The sequence below is a fragment of the Plantactinospora sp. B5E13 genome, assembly GCF_039871775.1.
Lineage (GTDB): Bacteria > Actinomycetota > Actinomycetes > Mycobacteriales > Micromonosporaceae > Plantactinospora.
On record NZ_JBDPLT010000014.1, the window covers coordinates 94,068 to 118,713 of the forward strand.

21 protein-coding genes, 1 tRNA gene and 2 pseudogenes are annotated in these 24,646 nt (G+C 71.3%); 11 read left to right on the top strand and 13 right to left on the bottom strand.

The window, feature by feature from the left end:
- Window positions 1-103: 103 nt before the first annotated feature.
- Window positions 104-610, top strand: a complete 507-nt coding sequence (locus ABGB05_RS15400) for a roadblock/LC7 domain-containing protein (protein WP_347654014.1) — start codon at window positions 104-106, stop codon at window positions 608-610.
- A 232-nt stretch (window positions 611-842) separates the two neighbouring features.
- Here ABGB05_RS15400 and ppdK read toward each other — a convergent pair whose 3' ends face one another.
- Window positions 843-3,551 (bottom strand): pyruvate, phosphate dikinase, encoded by a 2,709-nt coding sequence (ppdK, locus tag ABGB05_RS15405; protein ID WP_347654016.1) that lies wholly within the window; start codon window positions 3,549-3,551, stop codon window positions 843-845.
- A 248-nt stretch (window positions 3,552-3,799) separates the two neighbouring features.
- A tRNA-Ser gene (locus ABGB05_RS15410) sits at window positions 3,800-3,872 on the bottom strand.
- A gap of 260 nt (window positions 3,873-4,132) precedes the next feature.
- On the opposite strand from ABGB05_RS15410, the pseudogene ABGB05_RS15415 reads away from it, so the two are divergent.
- Window positions 4,133-5,794: pseudogene (locus tag ABGB05_RS15415) on the top strand (beta-N-acetylhexosaminidase); the annotation flags it as partial.
- Between the two features lie 37 nt (window positions 5,795-5,831).
- Here the strand turns inward: ABGB05_RS15415 and lepB are convergent.
- The 7 genes from lepB to ABGB05_RS15450 all read right to left on the bottom strand — a co-directional run bounded on the left by lepB (window position 5,832) and on the right by ABGB05_RS15450 (window position 12,220).
- Window positions 5,832-6,572: a signal peptidase I gene (gene lepB / locus ABGB05_RS15420; protein ID WP_347654018.1), complete on the bottom strand. Its 741-nt coding sequence runs from the start codon at window positions 6,570-6,572 to the stop codon at window positions 5,832-5,834.
- Window positions 6,569-7,096, bottom strand: coding sequence for a SigE family RNA polymerase sigma factor (locus ABGB05_RS15425; RefSeq protein WP_347654019.1), 528 nt, complete (start codon window positions 7,094-7,096; stop codon window positions 6,569-6,571). The genes lepB and ABGB05_RS15425 overlap by 4 nt, the downstream gene beginning before the upstream one ends.
- A gap of 220 nt (window positions 7,097-7,316) precedes the next feature.
- A complete protein-coding gene (locus ABGB05_RS15430) occupies window positions 7,317-8,087 on the bottom strand; it encodes a hypothetical protein (protein ID WP_347654021.1) in 771 nt (256 codons plus the stop codon).
- A gap of 89 nt (window positions 8,088-8,176) precedes the next feature.
- Entirely contained in the window at window positions 8,177-9,361 is a 1,185-nt protein-coding gene (dusB, locus tag ABGB05_RS15435; protein WP_347654023.1) for a tRNA dihydrouridine synthase DusB, read from the bottom strand.
- A gap of 112 nt (window positions 9,362-9,473) precedes the next feature.
- Complete coding sequence (locus ABGB05_RS15440; protein WP_347654024.1) at window positions 9,474-10,853, bottom strand: glycine--tRNA ligase; 1,380 nt, start codon at window positions 10,851-10,853, stop codon at window positions 9,474-9,476.
- A 250-nt stretch (window positions 10,854-11,103) separates the two neighbouring features.
- On the bottom strand, window positions 11,104-11,547 hold the full coding sequence (locus ABGB05_RS15445) for a hypothetical protein (RefSeq protein ID WP_347654026.1): 444 nt from the start codon (window positions 11,545-11,547) through the stop codon (window positions 11,104-11,106).
- A 331-nt stretch (window positions 11,548-11,878) separates the two neighbouring features.
- Entirely contained in the window at window positions 11,879-12,220 is a 342-nt protein-coding gene (locus tag ABGB05_RS15450; protein WP_347654027.1) for an antibiotic biosynthesis monooxygenase, read from the bottom strand.
- 100 nt (window positions 12,221-12,320) lie between these two features.
- On the opposite strand from ABGB05_RS15450, the gene ABGB05_RS15455 reads away from it, so the two are divergent.
- The 9 genes and pseudogenes from ABGB05_RS15455 to ABGB05_RS15495 all read left to right on the top strand — a co-directional run bounded on the left by ABGB05_RS15455 (window position 12,321) and on the right by ABGB05_RS15495 (window position 20,086).
- Window positions 12,321-12,578: a hypothetical protein gene (locus ABGB05_RS15455; RefSeq protein ID WP_347654029.1), complete on the top strand. Its 258-nt coding sequence runs from the start codon at window positions 12,321-12,323 to the stop codon at window positions 12,576-12,578.
- Between the two features lie 135 nt (window positions 12,579-12,713).
- Window positions 12,714-13,685 carry a metal ABC transporter substrate-binding protein gene (locus tag ABGB05_RS15460; protein WP_347654031.1) on the top strand — a complete coding sequence of 324 codons (972 nt, stop codon included), beginning with the start codon at window positions 12,714-12,716 and terminating at the stop codon, window positions 13,683-13,685.
- 22 nt (window positions 13,686-13,707) lie between these two features.
- A complete protein-coding gene (locus ABGB05_RS15465) occupies window positions 13,708-14,475 on the top strand; it encodes a metal ABC transporter ATP-binding protein (RefSeq protein WP_347654033.1) in 768 nt (255 codons plus the stop codon).
- Between the two features lie 22 nt (window positions 14,476-14,497).
- Window positions 14,498-15,376 (top strand): annotated as a pseudogene (locus tag ABGB05_RS15470) (metal ABC transporter permease); the annotation flags it as partial.
- Between the two features lie 82 nt (window positions 15,377-15,458).
- The gene (locus ABGB05_RS15475) at window positions 15,459-15,758 is read left to right on the top strand and encodes a metalloregulator ArsR/SmtB family transcription factor (protein ID WP_123562480.1); all 300 of its coding nucleotides are present in this window, start codon (window positions 15,459-15,461) and stop codon (window positions 15,756-15,758) included.
- Window positions 15,759-15,784: 26 nt separating this feature from the next.
- The gene (locus ABGB05_RS15480; protein ID WP_347654035.1) at window positions 15,785-16,192 is read left to right on the top strand and encodes a transcriptional repressor; all 408 of its coding nucleotides are present in this window, start codon (window positions 15,785-15,787) and stop codon (window positions 16,190-16,192) included.
- A 20-nt stretch (window positions 16,193-16,212) separates the two neighbouring features.
- The gene (locus ABGB05_RS15485; RefSeq protein ID WP_347654037.1) at window positions 16,213-16,827 is read left to right on the top strand and encodes a hypothetical protein; all 615 of its coding nucleotides are present in this window, start codon (window positions 16,213-16,215) and stop codon (window positions 16,825-16,827) included.
- Window positions 16,828-16,954: 127 nt separating this feature from the next.
- A complete protein-coding gene (locus ABGB05_RS15490) occupies window positions 16,955-17,923 on the top strand; it encodes an aldo/keto reductase (RefSeq protein WP_347654039.1) in 969 nt (322 codons plus the stop codon).
- A 270-nt stretch (window positions 17,924-18,193) separates the two neighbouring features.
- Window positions 18,194-20,086: a hypothetical protein gene (locus ABGB05_RS15495; protein WP_347654041.1), complete on the top strand. Its 1,893-nt coding sequence runs from the start codon at window positions 18,194-18,196 to the stop codon at window positions 20,084-20,086.
- 36 nt (window positions 20,087-20,122) lie between these two features.
- On the opposite strand, the gene ABGB05_RS15500 is transcribed toward ABGB05_RS15495, so the two are convergent.
- From ABGB05_RS15500 to ABGB05_RS15515, 4 genes are all read right to left on the bottom strand, one after another.
- The gene (locus ABGB05_RS15500) at window positions 20,123-22,084 is read right to left on the bottom strand and encodes an acyl-CoA dehydrogenase family protein (RefSeq protein ID WP_347654151.1); all 1,962 of its coding nucleotides are present in this window, start codon (window positions 22,082-22,084) and stop codon (window positions 20,123-20,125) included.
- A 297-nt stretch (window positions 22,085-22,381) separates the two neighbouring features.
- On the bottom strand, window positions 22,382-22,972 hold the full coding sequence (locus ABGB05_RS15505; RefSeq protein WP_347654043.1) for a DinB family protein: 591 nt from the start codon (window positions 22,970-22,972) through the stop codon (window positions 22,382-22,384).
- 146 nt (window positions 22,973-23,118) lie between these two features.
- Window positions 23,119-24,039, bottom strand: a complete 921-nt coding sequence (locus tag ABGB05_RS15510) for a serine hydrolase (protein WP_347654045.1) — start codon at window positions 24,037-24,039, stop codon at window positions 23,119-23,121.
- A 96-nt stretch (window positions 24,040-24,135) separates the two neighbouring features.
- Window positions 24,136-24,486, bottom strand: coding sequence for a hypothetical protein (locus ABGB05_RS15515; RefSeq protein ID WP_347654047.1), 351 nt, complete (start codon window positions 24,484-24,486; stop codon window positions 24,136-24,138).
- Window positions 24,487-24,646: the final 160 nt, after the last annotated feature.

Genomic DNA, 24,646 nt, shown 5'->3' on the forward strand with positions numbered 1-24,646 from the left:
CATCCAGCGACGTCGGCCCATATCCACGGGCCGGCGGCGTCCCGACCGTCGGCACATCCCCTGCTCAGCGGCACCGGACACACACCCGAAGGAGAAGAGACCAGTGAACGCTGACGCCGCTCTGCTGGCCGAACTGCACCGGCTGCGCCGCGCGGTGCCGGAGATGTCCGGCGCAGTCCTGGCCGCCGTCGACGGCCTGCTGGTCGCCGGCATCCTGCCCGGCGGCGACCCACACCACGTCGCCGCGCTCTCCGCGGCGAACCTCGGCATCGCCGACCGGTTCGCCCGGCTCGCCGGTCACGGCCCGGTGGCCGAGTCGGTGGTCCGGGGCGCCGACGGGTACGTGGTCACCTACCCGGCCGGCGCGGAGGCGATCCTGACCACGATCGCCGGTACCGGGGCCGACCTGGACCGGCTGCACGCCGAGGCCCGGCCGGCCGCCCAGCGACTCGGCGCGCTCTGGGACGCCGTACGACGGCCGACCGTGGCGACCGCGATCCCGCCGACCACCGACCCGGCCGCACCGCTCGCCACCCGTACGCCGATGGCGACGCTGCCGGCCGGGCTGTGGTCGGAGTCGGGCGGCTGGCGCTCCCCCGGTCGGGAGTGACCCCCGGACGCCCAGGGGACCGCGTTGTGTTGTCCGGGCGGCAGTCCCCGCCGAGGAGATCCAGCGGGTGCTGCCCGGTGTCCGGGTGGTGAAGACCCTCGACACCATCGGGCCGGCCGTCGTCCGGGGCTGGCGGGCCGTCGGCCGGGGCTGGCGGCGGATCAGCCCGGGACCGGCTGACAGATCGGCCGTCGCCCCGTCCCGAGGGCGAGGAGCGGCCGTGGGTGGATCGTCAGCGGCTGTCGGAACCGGCCGAACTGAGCACGGCCCGACCGGCCTCCAGCCGGGCCACCGGCACCCGGAACGGCGAACAGGAGACGTAGTCGAGGCCGACGGAGTGGAAGAAGTGCACCGACTCCGGGTCGCCGCCGTGCTCGCCGCAGACCCCGAGCTTGAGCCCGGGCCGGGCGGCCCGCCCCTCCTCGGCGGCGATCCGGACCAGCCGGCCGACCCCGTCCGCGTCGATCGACTCGAACGGCGAGATGCCGAAGATGCCCAACTCCAGGTAGCGCCAGAAGAACGCGCCCTCGACGTCGTCGCGGGAGAAGCCCCAGGCCATCTGGGTCAGGTCGTTCGTGCCGAAGGAGAAGAACTCGGCCGCCTCGGCGATCTGGCCGGCGGTCAGGGCCGCCCGGGGCACCTCGATCATCGTGCCGATCAGCACCTCGACGGACTGTTCCCGGGTCACGTCGGCAATGATCTTCTCGGCTTCGGCGCGTACCGTCTCCAACTCCTGCACCGCGCCGACCAGCGGGACCATGATCTCCGGCTTGGGGTCGCCGCCGGCCTTGGCGCACTCCACCGCCGCCTCGACGATCGCCCGGACCTGCATCGCGAACAGACCGGGGATGACCAGGCCGAGGCGTACGCCGCGCAGGCCCAGCATCGGGTTCTGCTCGTGCATCCGGCGGACCGCGCTGAGCAGTTGCTCGTCCCGGGCCGCGTCCTCGCCGCGCTCGTGGGCGACCGCCACGTGCACCGCGAGCTCCTCCAGCGAGGGCAGGAACTCGTGCAGCGGCGGGTCGATCAGCCGTACCGTCACCGGCTGTCCGTCCATGGCCCGGAAGATCTCCGCGAAGTCCGACCGCTGCAGCGGCAGCAGTTCGGCGAGCGCGGCCTGCCGGTCGGCGTCGGTGGCGGCCAGGATCAGCCGCTCGACCAGTTCCCGCCGGTCGCCGAGGAACATGTGCTCGGTGCGGCACAGGCCGACCCCCTCGGCGCCGAACCGCCGGGCCCGCGCCGCGTCCGCACCGGTGTCGGCGTTCGCCCGGATCCCCAGCCGCCGTCGGGCGTCGGCGTGCGACATGATCCGGTGTACGGCGACGACCAGCGGATCGTCGGAGTGTTCCGGGGCCAGTTCACCCTCGAAGTAGCGGACCACCTCGGACGGCCAGACCGGCACCTCGCCGAGGTAGATCCGGCCGGTGGTGCCGTCGATGGAGACCACGTCGCCCTCGTTGACGGTCTGACCGTCCACGGTGAACCGCCGCTCCGGGACGTTGACGTCGAGGGCGTCGGCGCCGCAGACACAGGTCTTGCCCATCCCCCGGGCCACCACGGCGGCGTGGCTGGTCTTGCCGCCCCGGGAGGTGAGGATGCCCCGGGCGGCGACCATGCCGGGCAGGTCGTCGGGATGGGTCTCCCGACGGACCAGGATCACCGCGTCCCTGGCGTTGGCGAGTTCCACGGCCCGCTGGCTGTCGAAGACCACCTTGCCGACCGCGGCGCCGGGCGAGGCGCCGATACCCGAGGCCATCGGCTTCAGCTCGTCGGTGAGCCGGAACCGGGGGAACATCAGCTGGGCGAGCTGGTCGCCGTTGACCCGGTGCAGCGCCTCGTCGAGGTCGATCAGGCCCTCGTCGACCAGTTGGGCGGCGATCACGAACGCGGCGGCGGCGGTCCGCTTGCCGACCCGGGTCTGCAGCATCCACAGTTTGCCGCGTTCGATGGTGAACTCGATGTCGCAGAGGTCCCGGTAGTGCTCCTCCAGCCGGGCCATGATGGCGAGCAGTTCGTCGTACGCCGGTTTGTTCAGCTCCGCGAGCTGTTGCAGCGGTACGGTGTTGCGGATCCCGGCGACCACGTCCTCGCCCTGGGCGTTGGCCAGGTAGTCGCCGTAGATGCCCTGCGCCCCGCTGGCCGGGTCGCGGGTGAAGGCGACGCCGGTGCCGGAGTCCGGGCCGAGGTTGCCGAAGACCATGCTGCAGACGTTGACCGCGGTGCCGAGGTCGGCGGGGATCCGTTCCTGGCGGCGGTAGAGCACGGCCCGTTCGGCGTTCCACGACTCGAAGACCGCGTTGATCGCGAGTTCGAGCTGTTCGAGGGGCTGCTGCGGGAACTCCCGCCCGGTGTGCTTGACGAAGATCTTCTTGTACGTGCCGACCAGTGCGCGCAGGTCGTCCGCGTCGAGGTCGAGGTCGCTGGTGGTGCCCTTGGCCCGCTTGCACTCCTCCAGCGCGTGTTCGAACTCCTCGCCCGGTACGTCGCAGACCGTCTTGCCGAACATCTGGATCAGTCGGCGGTAGGAGTCCCAGGCGAACCGGTGGTTACCGCCGGCCTGCCGGGCCAGCCCCTCGACGCTGCTGTCGTTGAGTCCGACGTTGAGCACCGTCTCCATCATCCCGGGCATGGAGAACTTGGCGCCGGAGCGGACCGAGACGAGCAGCGGGTCGGCGGGGTCGCCCAGGCGCCGCCCCATCGCCTCCTCCAGCGTGCCGAGGTGTGCGGTGATCTCCTCGGCGAGTCCGGCCGGTCGGGCACCGGTGGCCAGGTAGGCCTGGCAGGCCTCGGTGGTGATGGTGAAGCCGGGCGGTACGGGCAGCCCGAGATTGGTCATCTCGGCCAGGTTGGCACCCTTGCCACCCAGAAGGTCCTTCAGGTCCTTGTTGCCCTCGGTGAAGTCGTAGACGTACTTCCGGTCCGCCGTCTGCTGCGATGCCACGGAGCCTCCTACCCGCGTCGTTCCACACTGAACGATGGTTTAGCCGCTCTCCAGGTACCCCGGTGACGGTCGTCCGTACCAGGGCAACCGCTGGCGCTGTGGGGCGAAGGTTAGGCGACGCGGGGCCCCTACGGGAGCTTTCGGTGACAATGTGCACAGCTGCGAGGGCTGTCCGTGTTCGCGAGGTTGTGTGGGAACCTTCCCACGCGCATGATCGAGCAACCCGGGGCGGGGCGGAATGAGGCGAGGGCACCCGACCGGAATCGAACCGGCGTCCTCCGCCTGAGCAGGGCGGCGCGACGACCTCTGCGCTACGGGCACCGGCAGGCGACTCTAGTGCACCCGGCAATCCAGGACAGGGAATGATCATGGATTCCGCGCGGTTGGCATGGCGGTGACCGATCGCCGACCGAGCGACCCAGGCCACCCGTACCACAGAGTGACCAGTGCTTGACAGACGGCAGTTTCGTACGTACGTTTCATGAGATTTGCCCGGAAATTACCTGCGGCTTCCCCCGGAGTGACCTGCCGTGCGACCTACCACGTACCCGCCCCGGATCCCCGTCCAGCCCGGCGCCGAGGCGCCGATCCGGCTGACCGACGTACTCCCCGCCCCGGTCCGCGCCGTGCCGGCCGACGGCGTGGCGTACGCGCTGACCCCCGGCACGACGATCCGTACGACGCCGCAGCCGGCGGCGGTCGCGGTCGGCCGCTACCTGGCCGACCTGCTGCGCCGCCCCGCCGGCTACCCGCTGCCGGTGGTCGACGCCGCCCCGGGTACCACCCCCGGCGGCATCAGCCTGCTGCTGGACGAGCCGGCCGAGCCGAGCGACGGCGCGGAGCCGACCGGCGACCAGCGGACCGCCGACGAGGCCTACCGGCTGGAGGTGACCAGGACCGGCGTGGTCATCCGCGCCCGGGCCGCCGCCGGACTCTTCTACGGCGTGCAGACGCTGCGCCAACTCCTGCCGGCCCGGATCGAGTCCACCCGGCGGGAGCCCGGCCCGTGGCGGATCCCCGGCGGTCTGATCGAGGACCGGCCCAGGTTCCCCTACCGCGGCGCGATGCTCGACGTCGCCCGGCACTTCTTCGCGGTGCCGCACGTGCTGCGCTTCATCGACCACCTGGCCCGCTACAAGCTCAACCACCTGCACCTGCACCTCACCGACGACCAGGGCTGGCGGATCGCGGTCGACTCCTGGCCCCGGCTCGCCACCGTCGGCGGCGCCACCGAGGTCGACGGCGGCCCCGGCGGCTACTACACCAAGGCGCAGTACGCCGAGATCGTCGCGTACGCCGCCGCCCGGCACATCACCGTGGTACCGGAGATCGACCTGCCCGGGCACACCAACGCGGCGCTGAACGCGTACGGCGAACTGGCGCCGGGCGGCACGCCGCCACCGGAGTACACCGGCACCGACGTCGGGTTCAGCGCGGTCGACGTCACCAGCGACCGGACGTACCAGTTCGTCGACGAGGTGCTCGGCGAGGTCGCCGCGCTCACCCCGGGGCCGTACCTGCACGTCGGCGGGGACGAGGCGTTCACCCTCGCCGCGCCGGACTACACCGACTTCATGAACCGGATCCAGCCGATCGTCATCCGGCACGGCAAGGCGGTGCTCGGCTGGCACCAGCTCGCGGTCGCGGAGCACAGTCCGGGGCGGGTCGTCCAGTACTGGGGGACCGGCACCGAGGATCCGGTGGTGGCCGCCGCCGTCGCGCAGGGCGCGAAACTGCTGCTCTCCCCGGGCAACCGGACCTACCTCGACATGAAGTACGCCGAAACGACCCGGCTGGGCAAGGACTGGGCCGGACTGATCGAGGTGCGGCAGGCGTACGACTGGGACCCGGGCGCCTACCTGGCCGGCGTACCCGCCGAGGCGGTGCTGGGCGTCGAGGCGCCACTGTGGACGGAGACGGTGGTCTCGGTCAGCGACATCGAGTTCATGACCTTCCCCCGGCTGCCCGCCATCGCCGAACTCGGCTGGTCGCCGGCGTCGACCCACGACTGGGCGGACTTCCGGCTCCGGCTGGCCCGACAGGGCGACCGGTGGGGCGTCGCCGGGATCACCTACCACCGCTCGCCGGACGTGCCGTGGACGGGCACGCCGACCGGGGTCGGCAGCGGCCCGGACCGGACAGCCGCCGTACCCGGTCCGCGCCCGGCCGTCGTACCCGAGGAGTCGGCGGCCGTGCCGGAGCCGCGCCCGGCTGTCGACGGCCAACCGACCACAGCCGGCTGACGCCGACTCGCTGAGCCCCGCCCCGGACGACCACCGGTTACGCCGGCGTCGCCCGGGCGGGCGGCACCGGGCCGGCCGGGTCGACCACGTCATTGTCACCGGGTCCGTCGTGCGCAGGCGCGCCCGGCACCGGCCGGGACCGGCCGTCGCCGTCCCGGATCCGCACCGCCACCCCGGAGACGTCAGCGAGTTCGACCGGGCCGACGACCCGGGAGTCGTTCGCCACTGGACGGTTGTCGCCGAGCAGGAAGACCCGACCGGCCGGCACCGTGGTCGTGGGGAACGATTCGGTCACCGTGCCGGCCAGATAGTCCTCCCAGACCGGCACGCCGTTGACGACGATCTCCGGACACCTGCCGGTCTGGTCGGCCGGACAGCCGACGGTGTCGCCAGGCAGGGCGACCACCCGGAGCATGCTGTCGAACTCCTCGCTGCCGACGGTGAGCCGGGCCAACACCACGTCGCCGCGCTCCGGCCGCAGCGTCCGGTCGAAGACCACCCGCTCCTCGACCCGGACGGTCGACTCCATCGCGGTGCTGGGCTGGGTGACGGTGAAGTGGTCGCCGCGGCCCAGCAGGGTTGCCGCGGCCAGGGCGGAGACCACCACCACGCCGCCGCCGACCCCGAGGGCCAGCCGGCGCAGCCGCCGGGACCGCCGTTGCCGCCGGGCCCGGTCGAGAACCTCGCGGGCCAGGTCGGGACGGGCACGTACCGGCGGTACGGCAGCCGCCAGAGCCCGCAGCTCCTCCGCCGTCCCGTCCAGCAGAATGTCGCTCATCGGATCGTCTCCTCTGCGTGTTCCTCGGCGGAGGCGAGGCTCGACCTCAGGGCGACGCGGACCTTCGCCAGGCCCCGGGCCAGATTGCTCTTCACGGTGCCCGGTGCGCAGCCGAGGAGGACGGCGGTCTCCGCCTCGCTCAACCCCTCGATCACCCGCAGCACCACCACCTCCCGTTGACGTGGTGGCAACCCGTCGAGGATCTGGTCCAGTTGGGCACGGGCCGCGATCGCTTCGGCGTGGTCCGAGCCGGCCGCCGACCGCTCCGGGTCGACCCGCACCGGTACCGGCACGAGATGGCGCCGCCGGCCCCGGTCGCGGACGATGTTGACCAGCGCGGCCCGGACGTACGCCTCCGGCGACTCCAGCCGTCGCGGCCAGTGTCTGGTCAACCGCAGCAGCGCGGTCTGCAGCACGTCCTCGGCCTCGGCGGTGTCCGACACCAGCAGCCGGGTGAACCGCAGCAGCCGGTCCGCGTGCTTCCGCACGAACTCGGTGAAGTCCTGCTCGTCTTCGGGTGTCACATCCAGTCAGAACGAGACCCGGAGCACCGGGGTTGCACGCGCTCCTCCGGATTCCGCCGCGCCGAGCGGGCGGACCAGGCACGGCCCGCGACGACCTCACCGCATCCGGGCCGCCAGTTCCTGCCGCACCTCCGCCATATCGACCACGCCACGGAGCAGCCTGTTCGCGGCACAGTCGGGGCTGTCGAGCATCGCCAGCAGCAGGTGGCTGGTGCCGACGTCACCCGTGTCGCGGATACGAACAGCGTGGCGGGGTGACCGCCGCCGCGTCCGCACCGAAGACCGGGTCACCCCGCCGACTGCGCCAGCGGTACGTCCGATCGGCCGCCGACTCGGGCCCCGGTGGAACCGTCGCGCGTGCGGTTGTCACCGCCACGTCCAGCCCGCTGCCGGCCAGGATCTCGCCGGCGGCGTTAGTGGCGGCCCAGGGCGGCGCGAAGCACCGCCGACGGGCGCGCAACTGCTCGTCGAGCGAGAGCACGGCGGCGAGCAGACCCACGCTGTCCACCTCGGGAGCACCCATGCGTACGGCCTGCCGAACCGCCTCCTGTTCCAGAACCGGCACGATGACGCCGACGCCGGACCGCAGCACCAGACGGCTCAGCCTGTGGCGCAGGCGGCCGGGAGCCGCTCCCCCACCACCCGGACGACCCAGCACACCCGCCGCCGTGAGGAAATCCGCGCCGAGTGCCGTCGGCGAGCCCTCCGCCGCGATCGACGAACGGACCGGCACGGCCTGCCGGATGTGGTCCCCGGTGACTCCCAGGCCGGCCAGCACCTCCGTCGCGCGACAGCCGGGATCCTCGGTCAACGCCAGGAACAGGTGCATGCCGTGGGCGTACCCGACGCGCTCGGCCCCGGCGATCTCCAGCGCCCTCCGTACGGCGGAGTAGCTGGCCGAACTCCAGGACGGGGACGGGTCGGTGACCTCCCGACGTAGATCGCGCCGGGCGTCCCAGATCGCCTCCCGGAGGACGGCCAGGACCTCCATGTCGAGGGGTGACTGTGCGTTCGCCGCGGGCCCGGCTCGTGGGCCGACCGCGACGACTCAGCCCACGGGGCACGGCGCACCACGACGAGTCAGCCGCCGGAGTCGGCGATCTCCGCGCCGGTCGGCACCTCGGCGCTGTCCCGGTCGGCCAGCCAGCCGTCCGGCAGGACCACCCTGCCCGGCGAGTTCGTCCGGCCGCGCGGCTGCCCCAGCGTCTGCACCGGGAACGGCTCGGCCACGTCCAGCTTGCCCAGCAGGTCGTCCAACTCGGCCAGGCCGTTCACCATCGCCAGGGCACGCCGCAGTTCGCCGCCGACCGGAAAGCCCTTGAGATACCAGGCGACGTGCTTACGGAAGTCGACACAGCCGTCCCGCTCGCCGTGGGTATTCCGGCCGCCGTCGGCGTACCAGTCGACAAGCAGTTCGGCGTGCCGGCGCATGGTCGCCGCCACCTCCCCCAGGCTCGGCAGCCGCCGCTGCGGTCGGCCGTCGAACGCCGCCGCCAGGTCGGCGAAGAGCCACGGCCGGCCCAGGCAGCCCCGGCCGACCACCACCCCGTCCGCCCCGGTCTGCGCCACCATCCGCAGCGCGTCGTCGGCCTCCCAGACGTCGCCGTTGCCCAGCACCGGCACGTCCAGCGCCTGCTTGAGAGCGCCGATCGCGTCCCAGTCGGCGGTGCCCGAATACCGTTGGGCCGCCGTACGGGCGTGCAGGGCGACCGCCGCGACGCCGGCGTCCTGGGCGGCGAGCCCCGCCTCGACGTACGTCAGGTGGTCGTCGTCGATCCCCTTGCGCATCTTGACGGTGACCGGGACCCCGGCGGGCGCCGCCGCCCGTACCGCCGACCCGACGATCCGGGCGAAGAGCCGGCGCCGCCAGGGCAGTGCCGCTCCCCCGCCCTTGCGGGTGACCTTCGGCACCGGGCAGCCGAAGTTCAGGTCGATGTGGTCGGCCAGATCCTCCTCGACCGCCATCCGCACCGCGGCGGCGGTCACCTCCGGGTCGATGCCGTAGAGCTGCAGGCTGCGCGGCCGCTCACCGTCGCCGAACGCCACCATCCGCAGCGTCTTCGGGTTGCGCTCGACAAGCGCCCGGGTGGTCACCATCTCGCAGACGTAGAGGCCGCCACCCTGTTCCCGACAGAGCTGCCGAAAGGCGACATTCGTGATCCCCGCCATCGGCGCGAGCACCACCGGGGGCCACACCGTGTGTGGTCCGAGCGTCAACGGCCCCGGTACGGGACTCGGCGGAGCGGCGGCGGGGCTGGCGGTCACGCCCTGAAGTGTAGGGAACGGGCTCCCGCTGTCGCTCTTCGTGTGAGAGAGGCCCCTTCCCACCCCGCCCGGCTACCGTCGTCCGGCGACGGGAAGGGGCCCTCCGTACCGCTCAGCAGCCGGGGAGGCGCTCGATCAGGTAGCGCTCGACCTGGTCGAGGGAGACCCGCTCCTGGGTCATGCTGTCCCGATCGCGGACGGTGACCGCATTGTCCTCGAGGGTGTCGAAGTCGACCGTCACGCAGTAGGGCGTGCCGATCTCGTCCTGCCGGCGGTAGCGCTTGCCGATCGCCTGCGTCTCGTCGTACTCGACAACCCAGCGCTTGCGTAGGGTGGCGGCCAGGTCCTTCGCCTTCGGCGAGAGGGCCTCGTTGCGGGACAGCGGCAGCACGGCGACCTTGACCGGGGCCAGCCGGGGGTCGAACCGCAGCACCCGGCGGGTCTCCATCCCGCCCTTGGTGTTCGGCGCCTGGTCCTCGTCGTACGCCTCGAGCAGGAACGCGAGTACGGCCCGGGTGAGGCCGGCGGCCGGCTCGATCACGTACGGCACCCAACGCTCGCCCTTCTCCTGGTCGAAGTACGACAGGTCGACGCCGGAGTGCTTGCTGTGCGTGGAGAGGTCGAAGTCGGTCCGGTTGGCGATGCCCTCGAGTTCGGAGAACTCGGTGCCGCCGAACTGGAACCGGTACTCGATGTCCACGGTCCGCTTCGAGTAGTGCGAGAGCTTGTTCTGCGGGTGCTCGTAGAAGCGCAGGTTCTGCTCGGAGAGGCCGAGGTCGAGATACCAGTTCCAGCGCTCCCGCAGCCAGTACTCGTGCCATTCCTCGTCGGTGCCGGGCTCGACGAAGAACTCCATCTCCATCTGCTCGAACTCGCGGGTCCGGAAGATGAAGTTACCCGGGGTGATCTCGTTGCGGAACGACTTGCCGACCTGGGCGATGCCGAACGGCGGCTTCTTCCGCGCCGAGGCGGCCACGTTGTTGTAGTTGATGAAGATGCCCTGGGCGGTTTCCGGCCGCAGGTAGTGCATGCCCTCGTCGCTCTCCACCGGGCCGAGGTAGGTCTTCATCAGGCCGTTGAACATCCGCGGCTGGGTGAAGGTGCCCTTGTTGCCGCAGTTCGGGCAGTTGAGTTCGGCGAGCGAGGCCGGCGGCTGGCCGTGCTTCTCCTCGTACGCCTCCTCGAGGTGGTCGGCCCGGAACCGCTTGTGGCAGGACTGACACTCGGTCAGCGGGTCGACGAACGCGTCGAGGTGGCCGGAGGCGGCCCAGACGTCCCGGGCGAGGATGACCGCCGAGTCCAGGCCGACGATGTCGTCACGCTGCTGGACCATGGTCCGCCACCACTGCCGGCGGACGTTCTCCTTCAGTTCCACGCCGAGCGGACCGTAGTCCCAGGCTGACCGGGTGCCCCCGTAGATCTCGCTGGACGGGTAGACGAAGCCTCGACGCTTGGCGAGACTGACGATGGCGTCGATACGGTCGGCTGGCATGGTTACCTCCTACACCGGCTGGCGGCCGGCGGGGACAGAATCGGAACGGTTCGGTCAACGGGTTCGGAAGGGCTCGGCGGGACAGCGGTCGGTACGGCGAGGCCGGCCCGACCGTTGCCGACGGTGGTCGGTAACGGTGGCGGATCGGGCAACGTGTGCACAACCGTACGACTCCGCACCCCACCCAGGTCCAGCAGATTACTCCACCAACCCGGCGTGACCCGGGACAGGTTCCGCGCCCGACGCCCTCCTAGCCGATCTCGCAGATCGCCAGACCGTCGACCGGGTCCTGTTCGAGCAGGACGTGAAGCTGGTCCTGGCCGCCCTGGACGTAGGTCACGTCCACCGGCACCCGCAGGTCGTTGCCCACCAGCACGTCACCGACCTGGAACGAGGCGATCTCCGGCTCGGCTCCCACCCGGCGGGCGAACTCCGCCGGTGACTCCCGCTGCTTGGTGGAGTCGCAGAGCAGGTTGTACGCCTGGTTGAACTGGTCGTCCTCGATGGCGTCGAGATAGTCGGTGACGACCGCCCTGGCCTGTTCGTTGACCGCCTCGGTGCTGGAGACCAGCAACCCGATCAGCGCGGCACCGCCACCACCGCAGACCAGCAGCACGGCGAGAGCGGCGACCCCGATGCCGAGCCACAGCCGTACCGTGCGCCCCTCGGTCGGCGGTGCGGCGAACGGCGGCACGGCGCCCGGGCCGGGCGGTGGCCCAGGTACGCCGGGCGGGACAGGCCCCGGACCGGTCAGAACGGGCGACCCGGGCAGCGCCGAGGAGATCCCGCCCGGCCCGGTCAGAACGGGCGACCCGGGAACGCCCGGTGACACCCCCGCGACGCCGGCGCCCGACACGCCCGGCGGATTGCCGAGCCCGGCCGGCGGCAAGGGGCCAGGTTCGACCGGCGGTCGGGCGGCGCCGGAGCCGGCCGGCGAAGATCCGGCTTCACCGGCCGTCGGCGACGACGCGGAACCACCGGGCGGTCCGGGAAAGGTCATGCCGGCAAGCGTAGTGCCCGGTCTGTCACCGGCTGGGGTCAGCGGCACGGTCGCTGCGGGCCACCTGCACCGGACCATCCGGCTCGGCGCTGGCCAGCGTCTCGTACGCGGACGGCTCGTCGAGTGACTCGGCGAGCAGCGGGGTCGCGTGGATCTTGACATCGAAGGCGCCCAGGGCGCGCCGGTAGGTGCCGACCGACTCCCACTCGGTGACCAGGCACCAGTGCGTGGGGTCGTCGAGGGCCCGCAGCAGTTCACCCCGGCGGTAGCCCGGCCGGGCGGCGAGTACGGCCAGCGCGGCGTGCGCCCGCTCGGTGAACCCGACCGCCGCCTCCTCCGCCACCACGAACCGGTTTGTGACGAGCACCTGTGCCCTCCTCGGCTGAGCCGCCGACCGAAAAGCCGCGGATGGTGTCATCGGTGACAGCACGCCGGTCGGAGCATCGAGATCTCGTAGAGTCTGTGGGATGCAGCGTACGCAGCGCGTCCTGGTGACCCGCCTGGCCCGGGTCGGTCCGACCACCGTGTTCCTCGTCGCGTTGACGCTCGTCCTGGTCGCCCTCTTCGCTCCGGGGATCGTCGGCGGGGTGCTGCTGCTGGCGCTCGCGGGGTTGCTCGGCGTCCTGCTCGTGACGAGCTGGCCGGTGCAGACTCCGGGCACCCGGTTGGTCCGGCTGGTGCTGCTGACGCTGCTGGTCGCATTCGCCCTGATGAAGATCGTCTGAGCGGATGAACCACCAGCCCGAGCGTTTGGTCGATCAACCCGAGTGCATGATCCGTCGGCCCGACCAAACCTGAGACGTTCTCATGCAAGCATGCGTTTTTGACAATCATTCTCATTGTCGCGGAGAGTGGATGACATGCTGATCCGCTCTGCTCCCCGTACCGTCGCCCTCGCCGCCGCCGGCCTGCTCGCCCTGGCCACCGCCACGGCCTGCGCCGACGACGGCTCCGGCAACGACCCCGACCGGGTCGACGTCGTCGCCGCCTTCTATCCCCTGCAGTTCGTCGCGGAGCGGATCGGCGGAGACGCCGTCCGGGTGACCAACCTCGTCAAGCCCGGTGCCGAACCACACGACCTCGAACTCAACCCCGGCCAGGTCGGCCAGATCAGCGACGCTGACCTGGTGGCCTATCTCGCCGGTTTCCAGCCCGCCGTGGACGAGGCCGTCGAGCAGCAGGCCGGCGACCGGGCCTTCGACGTGGGAACCGTGCAGCCCCTGCTGGATGCCACCGCCGGGGGCCACGAGCACGAGGGTGACGGCGAACACGAGGGTGAGGGAGCGGGCGAGGAACACGAGGAGGCGGCCGGCCAGAAGGACCCGCACGTCTGGCTCGACCCGACCCGGCTCGCCACGATCGGCGACCGGCTGGCCGAGGAACTCGGCGCGGCGGACCCGGACCGGGCCGCCGACTTCACCGCCCGGGCCCGCGCCCTCCGCGCCGACCTGGAGACCCTCGATTCCGAGTACGCCAAGGGCCTGCAGACCTGCCAGCGGCGTGAACTGGTGACCAGCCACACCGCCTTCGCATACCTGGCCGAGCGCTACCACCTGGAACAGATCGGGCTCAGCGGGCTGAGCCCGGAGGCCGATCCGCCGGCCGCCCGCCTGGCCGAGATCGCCGCCGAGGCCCGGGAACACCAGGCCACCACGATCTTCTTCGAGACCCTGGTCAGCCCCAAGGTCGCCGAGACGGTGGCCAGGGAGATCGGCGCGAAGACCGCCGTACTGGACCCGATCGAGGGCCTGCAGCCGGGCAGCACCGGTGACTACCTCTCGGTCATGCGGGACAACCTGGGTGCGATCAGGACGGCGTTGGGATGCTCATGACCGAGCGGAGCGAGGTGGGGACATGACGGAACCGGTCATCACGGTCGAACATGGGGCGGTCGCCTACGACGAGCGTCCCGTACTCCGGGACATCTCCCTCACCGTGGCCCCCGGCGAGGTCGTCGCGGTACTCGGCGCCAACGGCTCCGGCAAGTCGACCCTGATCCGGGCGATCCTCGGCCTGGTACCGCTGAACGCCGGCACGGTCTCGCTCTTCGGCACCCCGCAGCGCCGGTTCCGGCAGTGGCGGCGGATCGGGTACGTCCCGCAGCGGCTCGGCGCCGGCAGCGCCGTACCGGCCACCGTGGCCGAGGTCGTCGCCGCCGGCCGGCTGGCCCGTCGGGGCGTACTGCGCCCGGCCGGAGCCGCCGATCGACGGGCGGTCGCCGAGGCGCTTCGGGCGGTCGGGCTGAGCGACCGGGCCGGCGACCCGGTGACCACCCTCTCCGGCGGTCAGCAGCAGCGGACCCTGATCGCCCGGGCCCTGGCCGGGCAGCCGGAGCTGCTCGTCCTCGACGAGCCGACCGCCGGGGTCGACTCGGCGAGCCAGGACGCCTTCGCCGAGGCGCTGCGCGGGTTCGTCGCCGATGGCGGGACGGTGCTGCTGGTCGCCCACGAACTCGGGCCGCTGGCCACGGTGATCACACGGGCGGTGGTCGTACACGAGGGGAAGATCGCGCACGACGGCCCGGTGCCGGAACCGGCCGGGCATCACGCGGCGCCCGGTCACGAGCACGTCCACCCGCACGCGCCGGACGACCCGGTGGGGATCTGGGGAGCACCGGCATGAGCGAGCGCAGCGAGGAGGTGGCATGAGCCTGTTCCAGTACGACTTCATGATCCGTGCCCTGGTCGGGGCGCTGGTGATCGGGCTGACCGCCCCGGCGCTCGGGATCTATCTGGTGCAGCGGCGGATGTCGTTGATCGGCGACGGGGTCGGCCATGTGGCGCTTACCGGTGTCGGGGTCGGGCTGCTGTTCAACACCTCCCCGGTGCTGATGGCGGTCCTGGTGTCCGCGGTCGCGGCGGTCGCCATCGAACTGATCCGGGAACGCGGCCGCACCTCGGGGGACGTCGCGCTCGCGTTGATGTTCTACGGCGGCATCGCCGGCGGGGTGATGCTGGTCGGGCTTTCTGGCAGCCGGAGCAACGCGAACCTGATGGCGTACCTCTTCGGGTCGCTGACCACGACGTCGCCGCAGGATCTGACGGTCATCGTGGTCCTGGCGGTGGTGGTGCTGACGACCATGCTGGTGCTGCGTCCGGCGCTCTTCGCGATCTCACACGACGAGGAGTACGCCCGGGTCTCCGGCCTGCCGGTCCGGGCCCTCAACCTGCTGCTCGCGGTGACCACGGCGGTGACCGTCACGATCTCGATGCGGGCGGTCGGGCTGCTGCTGGTCAGCGCTCTGATGGTGGTGCCGGTCGCCACCGCGCAGCTCTTCTCCCGGGGTTTTGTCGCCACCATGGTGACCGCGATGGGGATCGGCCTGGTCGCCTCCGGATCCGGGGTGTGGCTGGCCGGGACCGCGAACACCGCGCTCGGGGCGACCATCGTGATCCTGGCGATCGCCATCTTCCTGCTGGCCGCGGTCGGTACGGCGGTTCGCCGGGCGCTGGGGCGGCGGCGGGCGGTGCCGTCCGGTCGGGCGCCGGCGGTCGAGCCGTGCGACGTGGTCCTCGAACCGGCCCCCGCCCCGGCTGCCCCACCGGTTGACCTTGACCGGCCCGACCACGCGACGGCCCACCGGTAGAATTGGTTACCGTTACGGGGTGACGAGCACGAACGCCTACGAGGCCTACGCCGGCGCCGGAGAGCTGCTTCGTGCCCTGTCCGCCCCGATCCGGCTGGCCATCGTCAGCGAACTGGCGAACGGGGAGCGCTGCGTCCACGAACTGGTCGAACAGCTCGGCGCGCCGCAGCCGCTGGTCTCCCAGCACCTGCGGGTGCTACGCGGCGCCGGGGTGGTACGCGGTTCCCGACGCGGTCGGGAAATTGCCTACTCCTTGGTCGACGAGCACATCGCGCATATCGTGGCGGACGCGGTCAGCCACTCCGGGGAGGCATCGTGAGTGGAACACTCCGGCAGGAGGGCGAGATGACGGGGGCAGAGGGCGGCACCGCGGTCCGCAACACCCGGCAGCGCAGCGCGGTCAGTGCGCTGCTCGCCGAGGTCGAAGGTTTCCACAGCGCCCAGGATCTGCACGCGATGTTGCGCAGTCGCGGCGAGCGGGTGGGTCTGACCACGGTCTACCGCACCCTGCAGGGGCTGGCGGACGCGGGCGAGATCGACGTGATGCGCCCGCCGGGCGGCGAGCACCTCTACCGGCGGTGCAGCGAGGGGCACCACCACCACCTGGTCTGCCGGGCCTGTGGCCGGACCGTCGAGGTGGAGGGGCCGGCGGTGGAGAGCTGGGCCGAACGGGTCGCCGCCAAACACCAGTTCACCGACGTCAGCCACACCCTGGAGATCTTCGGCACCTGCCGGGAGTGCGCGAACCGGTAACGTGAGCCACCCTGGGCGGCATGAGGATCTATGCCGACCGTGTCCCGACCGCCGCCCGCCAACTCCTCACCGACCTGCTCGTCGTCGTCTGGGTCTACCTCTGGATCCGGGCCGCGATGTGGCTGCACGACCTGGTGCAGCGGCTCGCCGTACCCGGACAGAAGCTGGAGGGGGCGGGCGGCGGGTTGGCCGACAACCTCGCCGACGCGGGCGGCAAGGTCGGCCGGGTCCCGGTGGTCGGTGACGAGCTGACCGCCCCGTTCGAACGGGCCGCCGACGCCGCCCGGGCGATGGCCGACGCCGGACGTGACCAGCAGGAACTCGTCGGCGACCTGGCGCTGGCACTGTCGTTGGCGCTGCTGGTGTTCCCGCTCGGGCTGGTGCTGTTCGGTTGGCTGCCGCTGCGGCTGCGCTGGATGCGTCGGGCCGCCGCCGCCCGGGCGTTGCGGTCTGCGCCGGCCGGCCGGGACCTGCTGGCGCTGCGTGCGCTGGCCACCCAGCCGTTGGGCCGGCTGACCCGGATCGACCCGGACGTCGCGCAGGCGTGGCGGCGCGGCGACGACGCCACCGTCGAGGCGCTGGCCGCGCTCGAACTGCGCACGCTCGGCCTGCGGCCCACCCCGGCACGTCGCTGACCTGGCGTCGGTACCGCCGCCGGTGCCGTTTGTCGCCAGCGGCACGACGGATTCATGCCATGATCGTCAAACGAGGAGGCGGACGCGCGCCGTCGTACCGAACAGCCCGGACCTGGCGAGGAGAGCAGTGACCGACCTGACCCGCACCCCCGACGACTTTCCCCGCCGCCCGCTCGGCTCGACCGGCCTGGCGGTCACCCCGGTCTGCGTCGGCGGCGGCCCCCTGGGCAGCATGCCCGCCCTCTTCGGGTACGACGTCAGCGCCGAACGCGGCACACAGACCGCACTCGCCGCCCTCACCGGCCCGTTCAACTTCCTCGACACCGCCGCCGGCTACAGCGACGGTGAAAGCGAACGGCGGATCGGCGCGGCACTGCGCCGGATCGGCGGTGTGCCGGAGGGTTTTGTCCTGGCTACCAAGGTCGACCGGGACTTCACCACCGGCGACTTCTCCGGCGAGCAGGTACGCCGGTCCGCCGAGGGGAGCCTGGAACGGCTCGGCCTGGACCACCTGCCGCTGGTCTACCTGCACGACCCCGAGCACATCAGCTTCGCGGAGGGGATGGCCCCGGGTGGCCCGGTGGAGACGTTGCTGGAGCTGCAGCGGGAGGGGATCGTCGGGCAGCTCGGGGTGGCCGGCGGTCCGGTGGCACTGATGGCGGAGTACCTGCGTACCGGACACTTCTCGGCGCTGATCACGCACAACCGGTGGACCCTGGTGGACCGGTCGGCCGGGGACCTGCTCGACGAGGCGGTCTCGCTCGGCGTCGGTGTGGTCAACGCGGCACCGTTCGGCAGCGGCATCCTGGCGAAGGGTCCGGCGCAGTTCACCAAGTACGCCTACCGGCAGGCCGACGAGGAGGTGCTGCGCCGGATCCGGGCGATGGAGGAGGCGTGCGCCACGCACGGCGTACCGCTGGCCGCGGCGGCGCTCCAGTTCTCGCTGCGGGACCCGCGGATCACCTCCACCATCGTCGGGGTGTCCCGGCCGGAGCGGATCGCCGAGACCGCCCGACTGGCCACCTGGGACATTCCCGAGGAACTGTGGGAGACCCTGGCCCCGCTCACCGCCCCGAAGGAGTTCTGGATCTGGTGATCCGTAATCCGGCGGTCGTTGTCACCGCCGGTCAGTACGCTCCCGATCAACATCGGCGGACCCCCCGCCGGTGACGATCCGGGAGGGACAATGCGTCAGCGCCTGCTGGCAGCCTCATCCGCCACTCTCGCCGTACTCGGAATCCTCGCGGTGCCGGCCACTCCAGCCGTTGCCGGGGGTCATGCGTCCCCCGCCCCGCGTATGACGTGGGCGTACATCGATGCCGAGCGGCCCCAACAGTCCTTTGTCAACAGCAGCGAAGCCGCCCCCGTGGGCACCTGGCGGGATGCCACGGGGGACCGGCACACGTCCCGCGCGTACTTCACGTATGACCTGTCCCGCTTCGAGGGCAAAACGATCCAGGAGGCCGACTTCGCCCTCTGGGAGACCGAGGCGGAGGACTGCGCCGCATCCGCGCCGGTCGAACTCTGGCGGACCGGTCCGGTCACCGACGGAACGACGTGGCGGACACCGCCGGCCCAGCTGCACCGGGTCGGTACCGTCACCCTCGGGGGTGGGCAGGACTGTTCGTCCCCCAGCCATTACTTCGACATCGCCGCCGAGATACGGGCGGCGCTGGCCGATGGCCGTTCGGAGATCACCTTCGGGCTCCGCATCGCCGGCCCCGCCGAGCGCCGGGCGGATCTGGGCCGCCGGTTCCGGTCGGATCTCAACCTGTCGGTGACCGCCAACACGCCACCCGCGATCCCGAACGAGCTCAGCGTCGCCTCCTTCCGTACGTCCGGCTGCGGAACCGCGGACGCGCCGATCTTCGTCGGTGCCAACCCGACGTTCAACGCGAACTTCGCGGACGCGGACGGGGCACACGACCAGATCGACGCGACGTTCGCCTGGTGGCCGGTCGACGACGAGTCGGCACGCCAGGAGGTCACCAGAGCCAGTCAGTTCGTCGGCAGCGTTCGGTACCAACCGCCGGCCGAGAACCCGCTTCCCGAGGGGCGCTACGGCTGGGCCGCCCGGTCAAACGACGGATACGACACTTCGGCCTGGTCGCCCACCTGCTATTTCCACGTCGACCGGCGCCCCCCGGCACGTCCACTGGTGACTTCCCAGGACTATCCGGACGACGGCAAGCAGCACGGCGGTGTCGGAATCCCCGGAAAGTTCCGGATCGATCCGAACGGCTCGGACGACGTCATCCTCTACCGGTGGGGATTCAGCGACCCGGTCGTGGAGGTGGCCGCACCCGAGATGGGGGCGGGAGTCGAACTCGAGGTGACGCCACAGCACTACGGAACCAACCTGCTCTACGTCGTCAGCATCGACCGGACCGGCAACCGGTCGCAGGAGGTCAGGTACGAGTTCCATGTCCGGAACACCTCGCCCAGCGTGATCGTGGAAATGGGCGGAGTCGACCTGCCCAGCAGGCTGACCATGGCACCAGGGGTGGACGGGGTGGTCGAGTACCGCTACCGGATCGGCGACAGCGCGGAGGTGAGTGTCCCCGCGTCTGCCGACGGCACGGCGACGGCGGAGATCCTCTTCACCGCATCGGGGTTCACCACGGTGTCGGTGAGCAGCTACACCGCCACCGGGCTGGCCGGCACCTGGACGGAGACGGTCCAGGTGACCGACGCCCCGCGCTTGACGTCCTCGACCTACGACGGTGTCTGGTTCAACGCCACGGTCGGTGAGCCGTTCGTCCTGGACATCGCTCCCGGTCGGCCCGGCGTTGTCCGGTACGAGTACCGGCTCAACTGGGACCAACCGCTGGAGAGTCTGTCGGCCGAGGTCGACGGCGGGGCGACGTTGACCTGGACCCCCGTCGACCCGTACTGGATGGACCTGGCGATCCGCAGTGTGCTGGCCGACGGCAGCACGTCCGAGTGGGCGGGCGGGACCGTCCGGGTGTCCGACCGCCGTCCCTACGTCTCCGCCGGGTTCTACAACCCGGAGTGGCCGGCCGGCGGCGTCGGTGTGGAGGACGTCTTCTGGTTCCAGTCCGACTTTGACGATCTGAGCGAGTTCGTGGTCCAGCTCAACGGTGGGCCCGAGATCACCACTCCGGCGGGCGGTGGCAACTCCGGCCAACTGCTCCTGACGCCCGACCGGGTCGGCGAGAACGTCCTCACCGTGCGGGGCCGCCGTGCGGACGGCACCCTGACACCCGCGCGTGAGTGGACCTTCCTGGTCGCGGGTTGACCCTTGCGGAGGGGGCCGGTTTCCGGCCCCCTCCGTTCACCTCTCCTGGTCGGGCGGCGGGATCCGGCGGCGTACGTCCTCGGTCTCCGACAGACCGGGCTGCCAGGTGGTCACCCAGGGCTGGTCCGCCTCCGGGGTGACGATGCCGTCCTCGAGGAAGGCGTACCGGCCGGCGAGGATCCGCTTCGCCGCCGAACCGTCGACCGGGTCGGTGTTCTCCCACAGGGCCCGGAACAGCGCACCGACCCGTACCTCGGCCTGCCGGCAGAACAGGTCGGCCAGTTCGACACCCTCGGGCCGGCTCTCCCGTTCGGCGTGTGCTCGTACGCAGACCGCCGACATCGCGAACAGTTCGGCGCCGATGTCGACGATCCGGCCCAGGAACGCCTGCTTGCGTTCCATTTTTCCCTGCCAGCGGGACATCGCGTAGAACATGGACCGGGCCAGTTTGCGGGAGGCGCGTTCGACCTGCCGCAGGTGCCCGGCGAGCGGGCCGTAGTCGGCGTACCCGGTGGGGTTCTGGCCGCGCCCGACCGCGAGGGTCGGCAGCCACTTCGCGTAGAAGACGCCGGCCTTCGCCCCGGCTCGGACCTTGCGACCCAGTTCGGCGGCGGGGTCGATGATGTCGCCGGCGACGGAGAGGTGGGCGTCGACCGCCTCCCGGGCGATCAGCAGGTGCATGATCTCGGTGGATCCCTCGAAGATCCGGTTGATCCGGAGGTCACGCAGCAACTGCTCGACCGCGACCGGACGTTCGCCCCGGGCGGCCAGCGACTCGGCGGTCTCGTAGCCGCGGCCGCCCCGGATCTGGACCAGGTCGTCCACGATCCGCCAGGCCATCTCGCTGGCGTAGAGCTTGACCAGCGCCGCCTCGATCCGGATGTCGTTGGTGTCGTCGTCGGCGAGCAGGCAGCAGAGGTCGAGCATGGTCTCCATGCCGTACGTCGTCGCGGCGATGAACGCGAGTTTGCCCGCCACCGCCTCGTGTTCGCCGACCGGCCGACCCCACTGCACCCGCTCGGCGGCCCACTCCCGGGCCACGTTCAACGCCCACTTGCCGGCCCCGACACACATCGCCGGCAGCGACAGTCGTCCGGTGTTCAGCGTGCTCAGCGCGATCCGCAGGCCCTTGCCCTCGCCGCCAATGACGTTCTCGGCCGGTACGAAGACGTCGTGGAACCGGGTGACGCTGTTCTCCAGCCCACGCAGCCCGAGGAAGCTGTTGCGCCGCTCGACGGTGATCCCCGGCGAGTCGGCCTCGACGACGAACGCGGTGATCCCGCCCCGCCGGTCCGCCGTCTTCGGCACCCGGGCCATCACCACCAGCAGGTTCGCCACCGTGCCGTTGGTGGCCCAGAGCTTGACGCCGTTGAGCCGGTAGCCGGCGCCGTCACCGGTCGGTTCGGCGGTGCTGCCGAGCCGGGCCGGGTCCGAGCCGACGTCGGGTTCGGTGAGCAGGAACGCCGACACCTCGCCGGCGGCGAGCCGGGGCAGGAAGCGCTGCTTCTGCTCCTCGCTGCCGAACATCTTCAACGGCTGTGGCACGCCGATCGACTGGTGTGCGGAGAGCAGTGCGCCGATCGCCGGGCTCGCCGACCCGGCCAGCATCAACGCCCGGCAGTAGTGCAGATGCGACAGCCCGAGGCCGCCGTACCTCTCGTCGATCTTCATCCCGAAGGCGCCGAGCCGGGCCAGTCCCTGGAACACCTCGTCGGGGATCCGGGCGTCCCGCTCGATCGCCGCGCCATCCACCTCGGACCGGACGTACGCGTCGAGGCGGCCGAGGAACTCCTCCGCCTTCGCCGCCCGCTCCGGGTCGGATCGGGGCCACGGTTCGATCAGGTCGAGCCGGAACCGGCCGAGGAACAACTCCTTGCCGAAGCTCGGCTTGCGCCACTCCGACTCCCGGGCCGCCTCGGCGACCTGCCGGGCCTCCCGTTCGGAGACCTGAACGCCCTCCCGGGGCGACGAGCCGACCTCCGTGGGCAACGGTCCGATCCCGTCGCCGCCGGCGGCCGGAGTGACGGCGGTCTCCGCCGCCGTCCCAGAGCTGTCGGGCTCTCCCGCCGCCGACGTGTTGTGCTGCGTCGTGGTCACGGCACACCCCCTGACGTGTAAGGAAGGGCCCTGCCAACGCTTCTGGTCGAGGAAGGCCCCCTGTTAACGCCTGCAAGCAGTAGGAACAAACGCTACTCCGGCTTGTTACCCGGCGGTAGCTAGCGTTATGCCGGTACGGGGGAAACCTCGCCACTTTGGACATGTCGACCGGTCCGACAGGAAGCCGATCATGCCGGTTCAGGCGTCACGCACCTGCTCGGCCGCGTACTGCACCCGCCGGCGGTACTCCACCCACCACGCCGGGCCGACCGCCGGCAGGTTGCTGGCTTCCTGCAGCATCCCCGCCTTCCCGTCGACCAACTCCCGGACGATGTCCGCGTGGCCGGCGTGCCGCTGCGTCTCGGCGACCACGTGCACCAGGATCCGGTGCAGTGTGACCTCGTTGCGGTCCTTCGGCCACCACGCCACCCGACCGACGGCGTCCAGGCCGAGGGTGTTGATCGTCGTATCCGCGTGTGCCCACACCCGCCGGTAGAGCCCGACGATCCACTCCCGTGACTCGTCGGCGGTGGCCCACATGTCCCCGTTCGGCTCGGTGTGGTCGGTCAGCCACGGCAACGACTCGGCGAACGGCCGTCCGAAGCAGTCCCCGAAGTAACCCGCCTCGACCGTGGCCGCGTGCTTGACCAAGCCCAACAGGTTGGTGCCGGTCGGGGTCAACGGGCGACGGATGTCGTACTCGGCGAGGCCGTCGAGCTTCCACAGCAGCGCGTCACGGGCACCCTGGAGGTAAAGGTGCAGGTCCGCCTTCGGATCCGATTCCATCATGACAAGCAGCCTGCCACCGGGTCTGACCTACGCCGTCACCGACCCACGCCATCACCGACCCACGCCACGCAGGCGGCGCGGCCGAAACAGCCAGCCCGACGGCGCCCAAACGGGCAGGCGGAGCAGCCGGCCGCTCCGGCGGCGGTTCAGTGCGTGGAGTCCTCGGGTGCCGGGATGGCCCGCAACTGGTTCAGGGTGTACTTCGCCACCCGTTCCACCAGCTTGATGCCGTTCTGCTGGCTCTTGTGGTGACCGGAGAGTACGACGACCAGCCAGTCCCGGTCCGGTTCGGTGATCCGGCCGATGCTGTTGACCTGCCAGAGCCCGTTGTCGACGTCGATGGTGTCCCAGCCGTTCTTGACGTAGCTCGCCGTGGCGTCCTCGGTGGCGGCCGCGGTGATCCCCCAGTCCTGGGTCTCGTCGACGTCCCCCATCAGGTCGAGCAGGTAGCTGCGGCTCTCCTCGGTCAGCGGACCCTCCGGATCCATGATCGCCTTCAACAGCCGGAGCTGGTCGGCCGCGGTGGTGGTGGTCATCCCCCAACTCGCGTTCGGCTTCGTCTCCTTCAGGCCGAGGGTCTTGTTCGCCGCGGTGAGCCCGGTACGGTAGCCGATGGCCTGATACAAACCGGTCGTGGCGTTGTTGTCGCTGAGCGTGATCATCGCGCGGGCGAGTTGCCGCTCGGACCGGGTCAACGCCCGGTCCTGCTCCTGACGGCGCAGCAGCAACGCGGCAAGAATGTCGACCTTGACGATGCTGGCGGTCTGGAAGCGCCGGTTGCCGACCGTGACCTCCAGGCCGGTCACCTGGTCGCGTGCCGCGACGGTGACCCGGTCGCCCGCGTCCCGCAGGTACTTCTCGATCTTCGATCGGGCGATGCCCCGATAGTCGGGAGTCGGGGTGGGCGGGGTCGGTGGCGGGAGCGGCGGCCCGGACGTACCGCTGGCGCCGTCCTCCCACCACCGGGTCAGCCCGCTACCGACAACACCGACTCCCAGTAGCGCCGTGGCACCCGAGAGAAGGATTTCCCTACGACCGACACCTCGCCGCCGCGACCGGCTAGCCAAGAAGATCCACCAACTTCTCCGCCGTCTCGTACACCTGCCACCCGTCCATGGGACCCGGCACGTTCAGCGTCGAGAGTAAATCACCCCGACGTACGGTCAGAAAGAGGGTGAACCGTTCGGGTGCGCCGGGAAGCTCGATCGTCCCCGCACCAGCAGGCCCTCCTCGGCCCGCATCCGGCCGTCGTCGAGCACGGCGAACGAGACGGTGCCGCCCCAGGCCGTGTACCGGAAGCAGGTGCGGACCACCCGACGTACGTCGTCCAGCGCGCGCACCACCCATCCCGTCTGGCACGCCTCGACGACGTGCATCGCGGCCTCCTGTGACGATTCGTGCTGGTAGCGGCGTTGCATGGCATTCCGGCGATGCCGCCGGGCGGGGCAGTCCGCGTCCCGGTACGCCGGGCAGTCCGCCTGCGACCACGGCCAGGGTGGCACCTCCGACGGCAAGCCGCCCTCCCGCCATCCCGGGCTTAGTTGACCGGAGGCCGGCAGGGCCGTCCGGAGCGTGTCGCCAGACGGGCCGTCCACGGCGGCCGACGTACTCACCGCACCGACAATATGACTCTTCGTGACCGGACTGCTCCCGGCCGGTCCCCCGCCCCCGCTG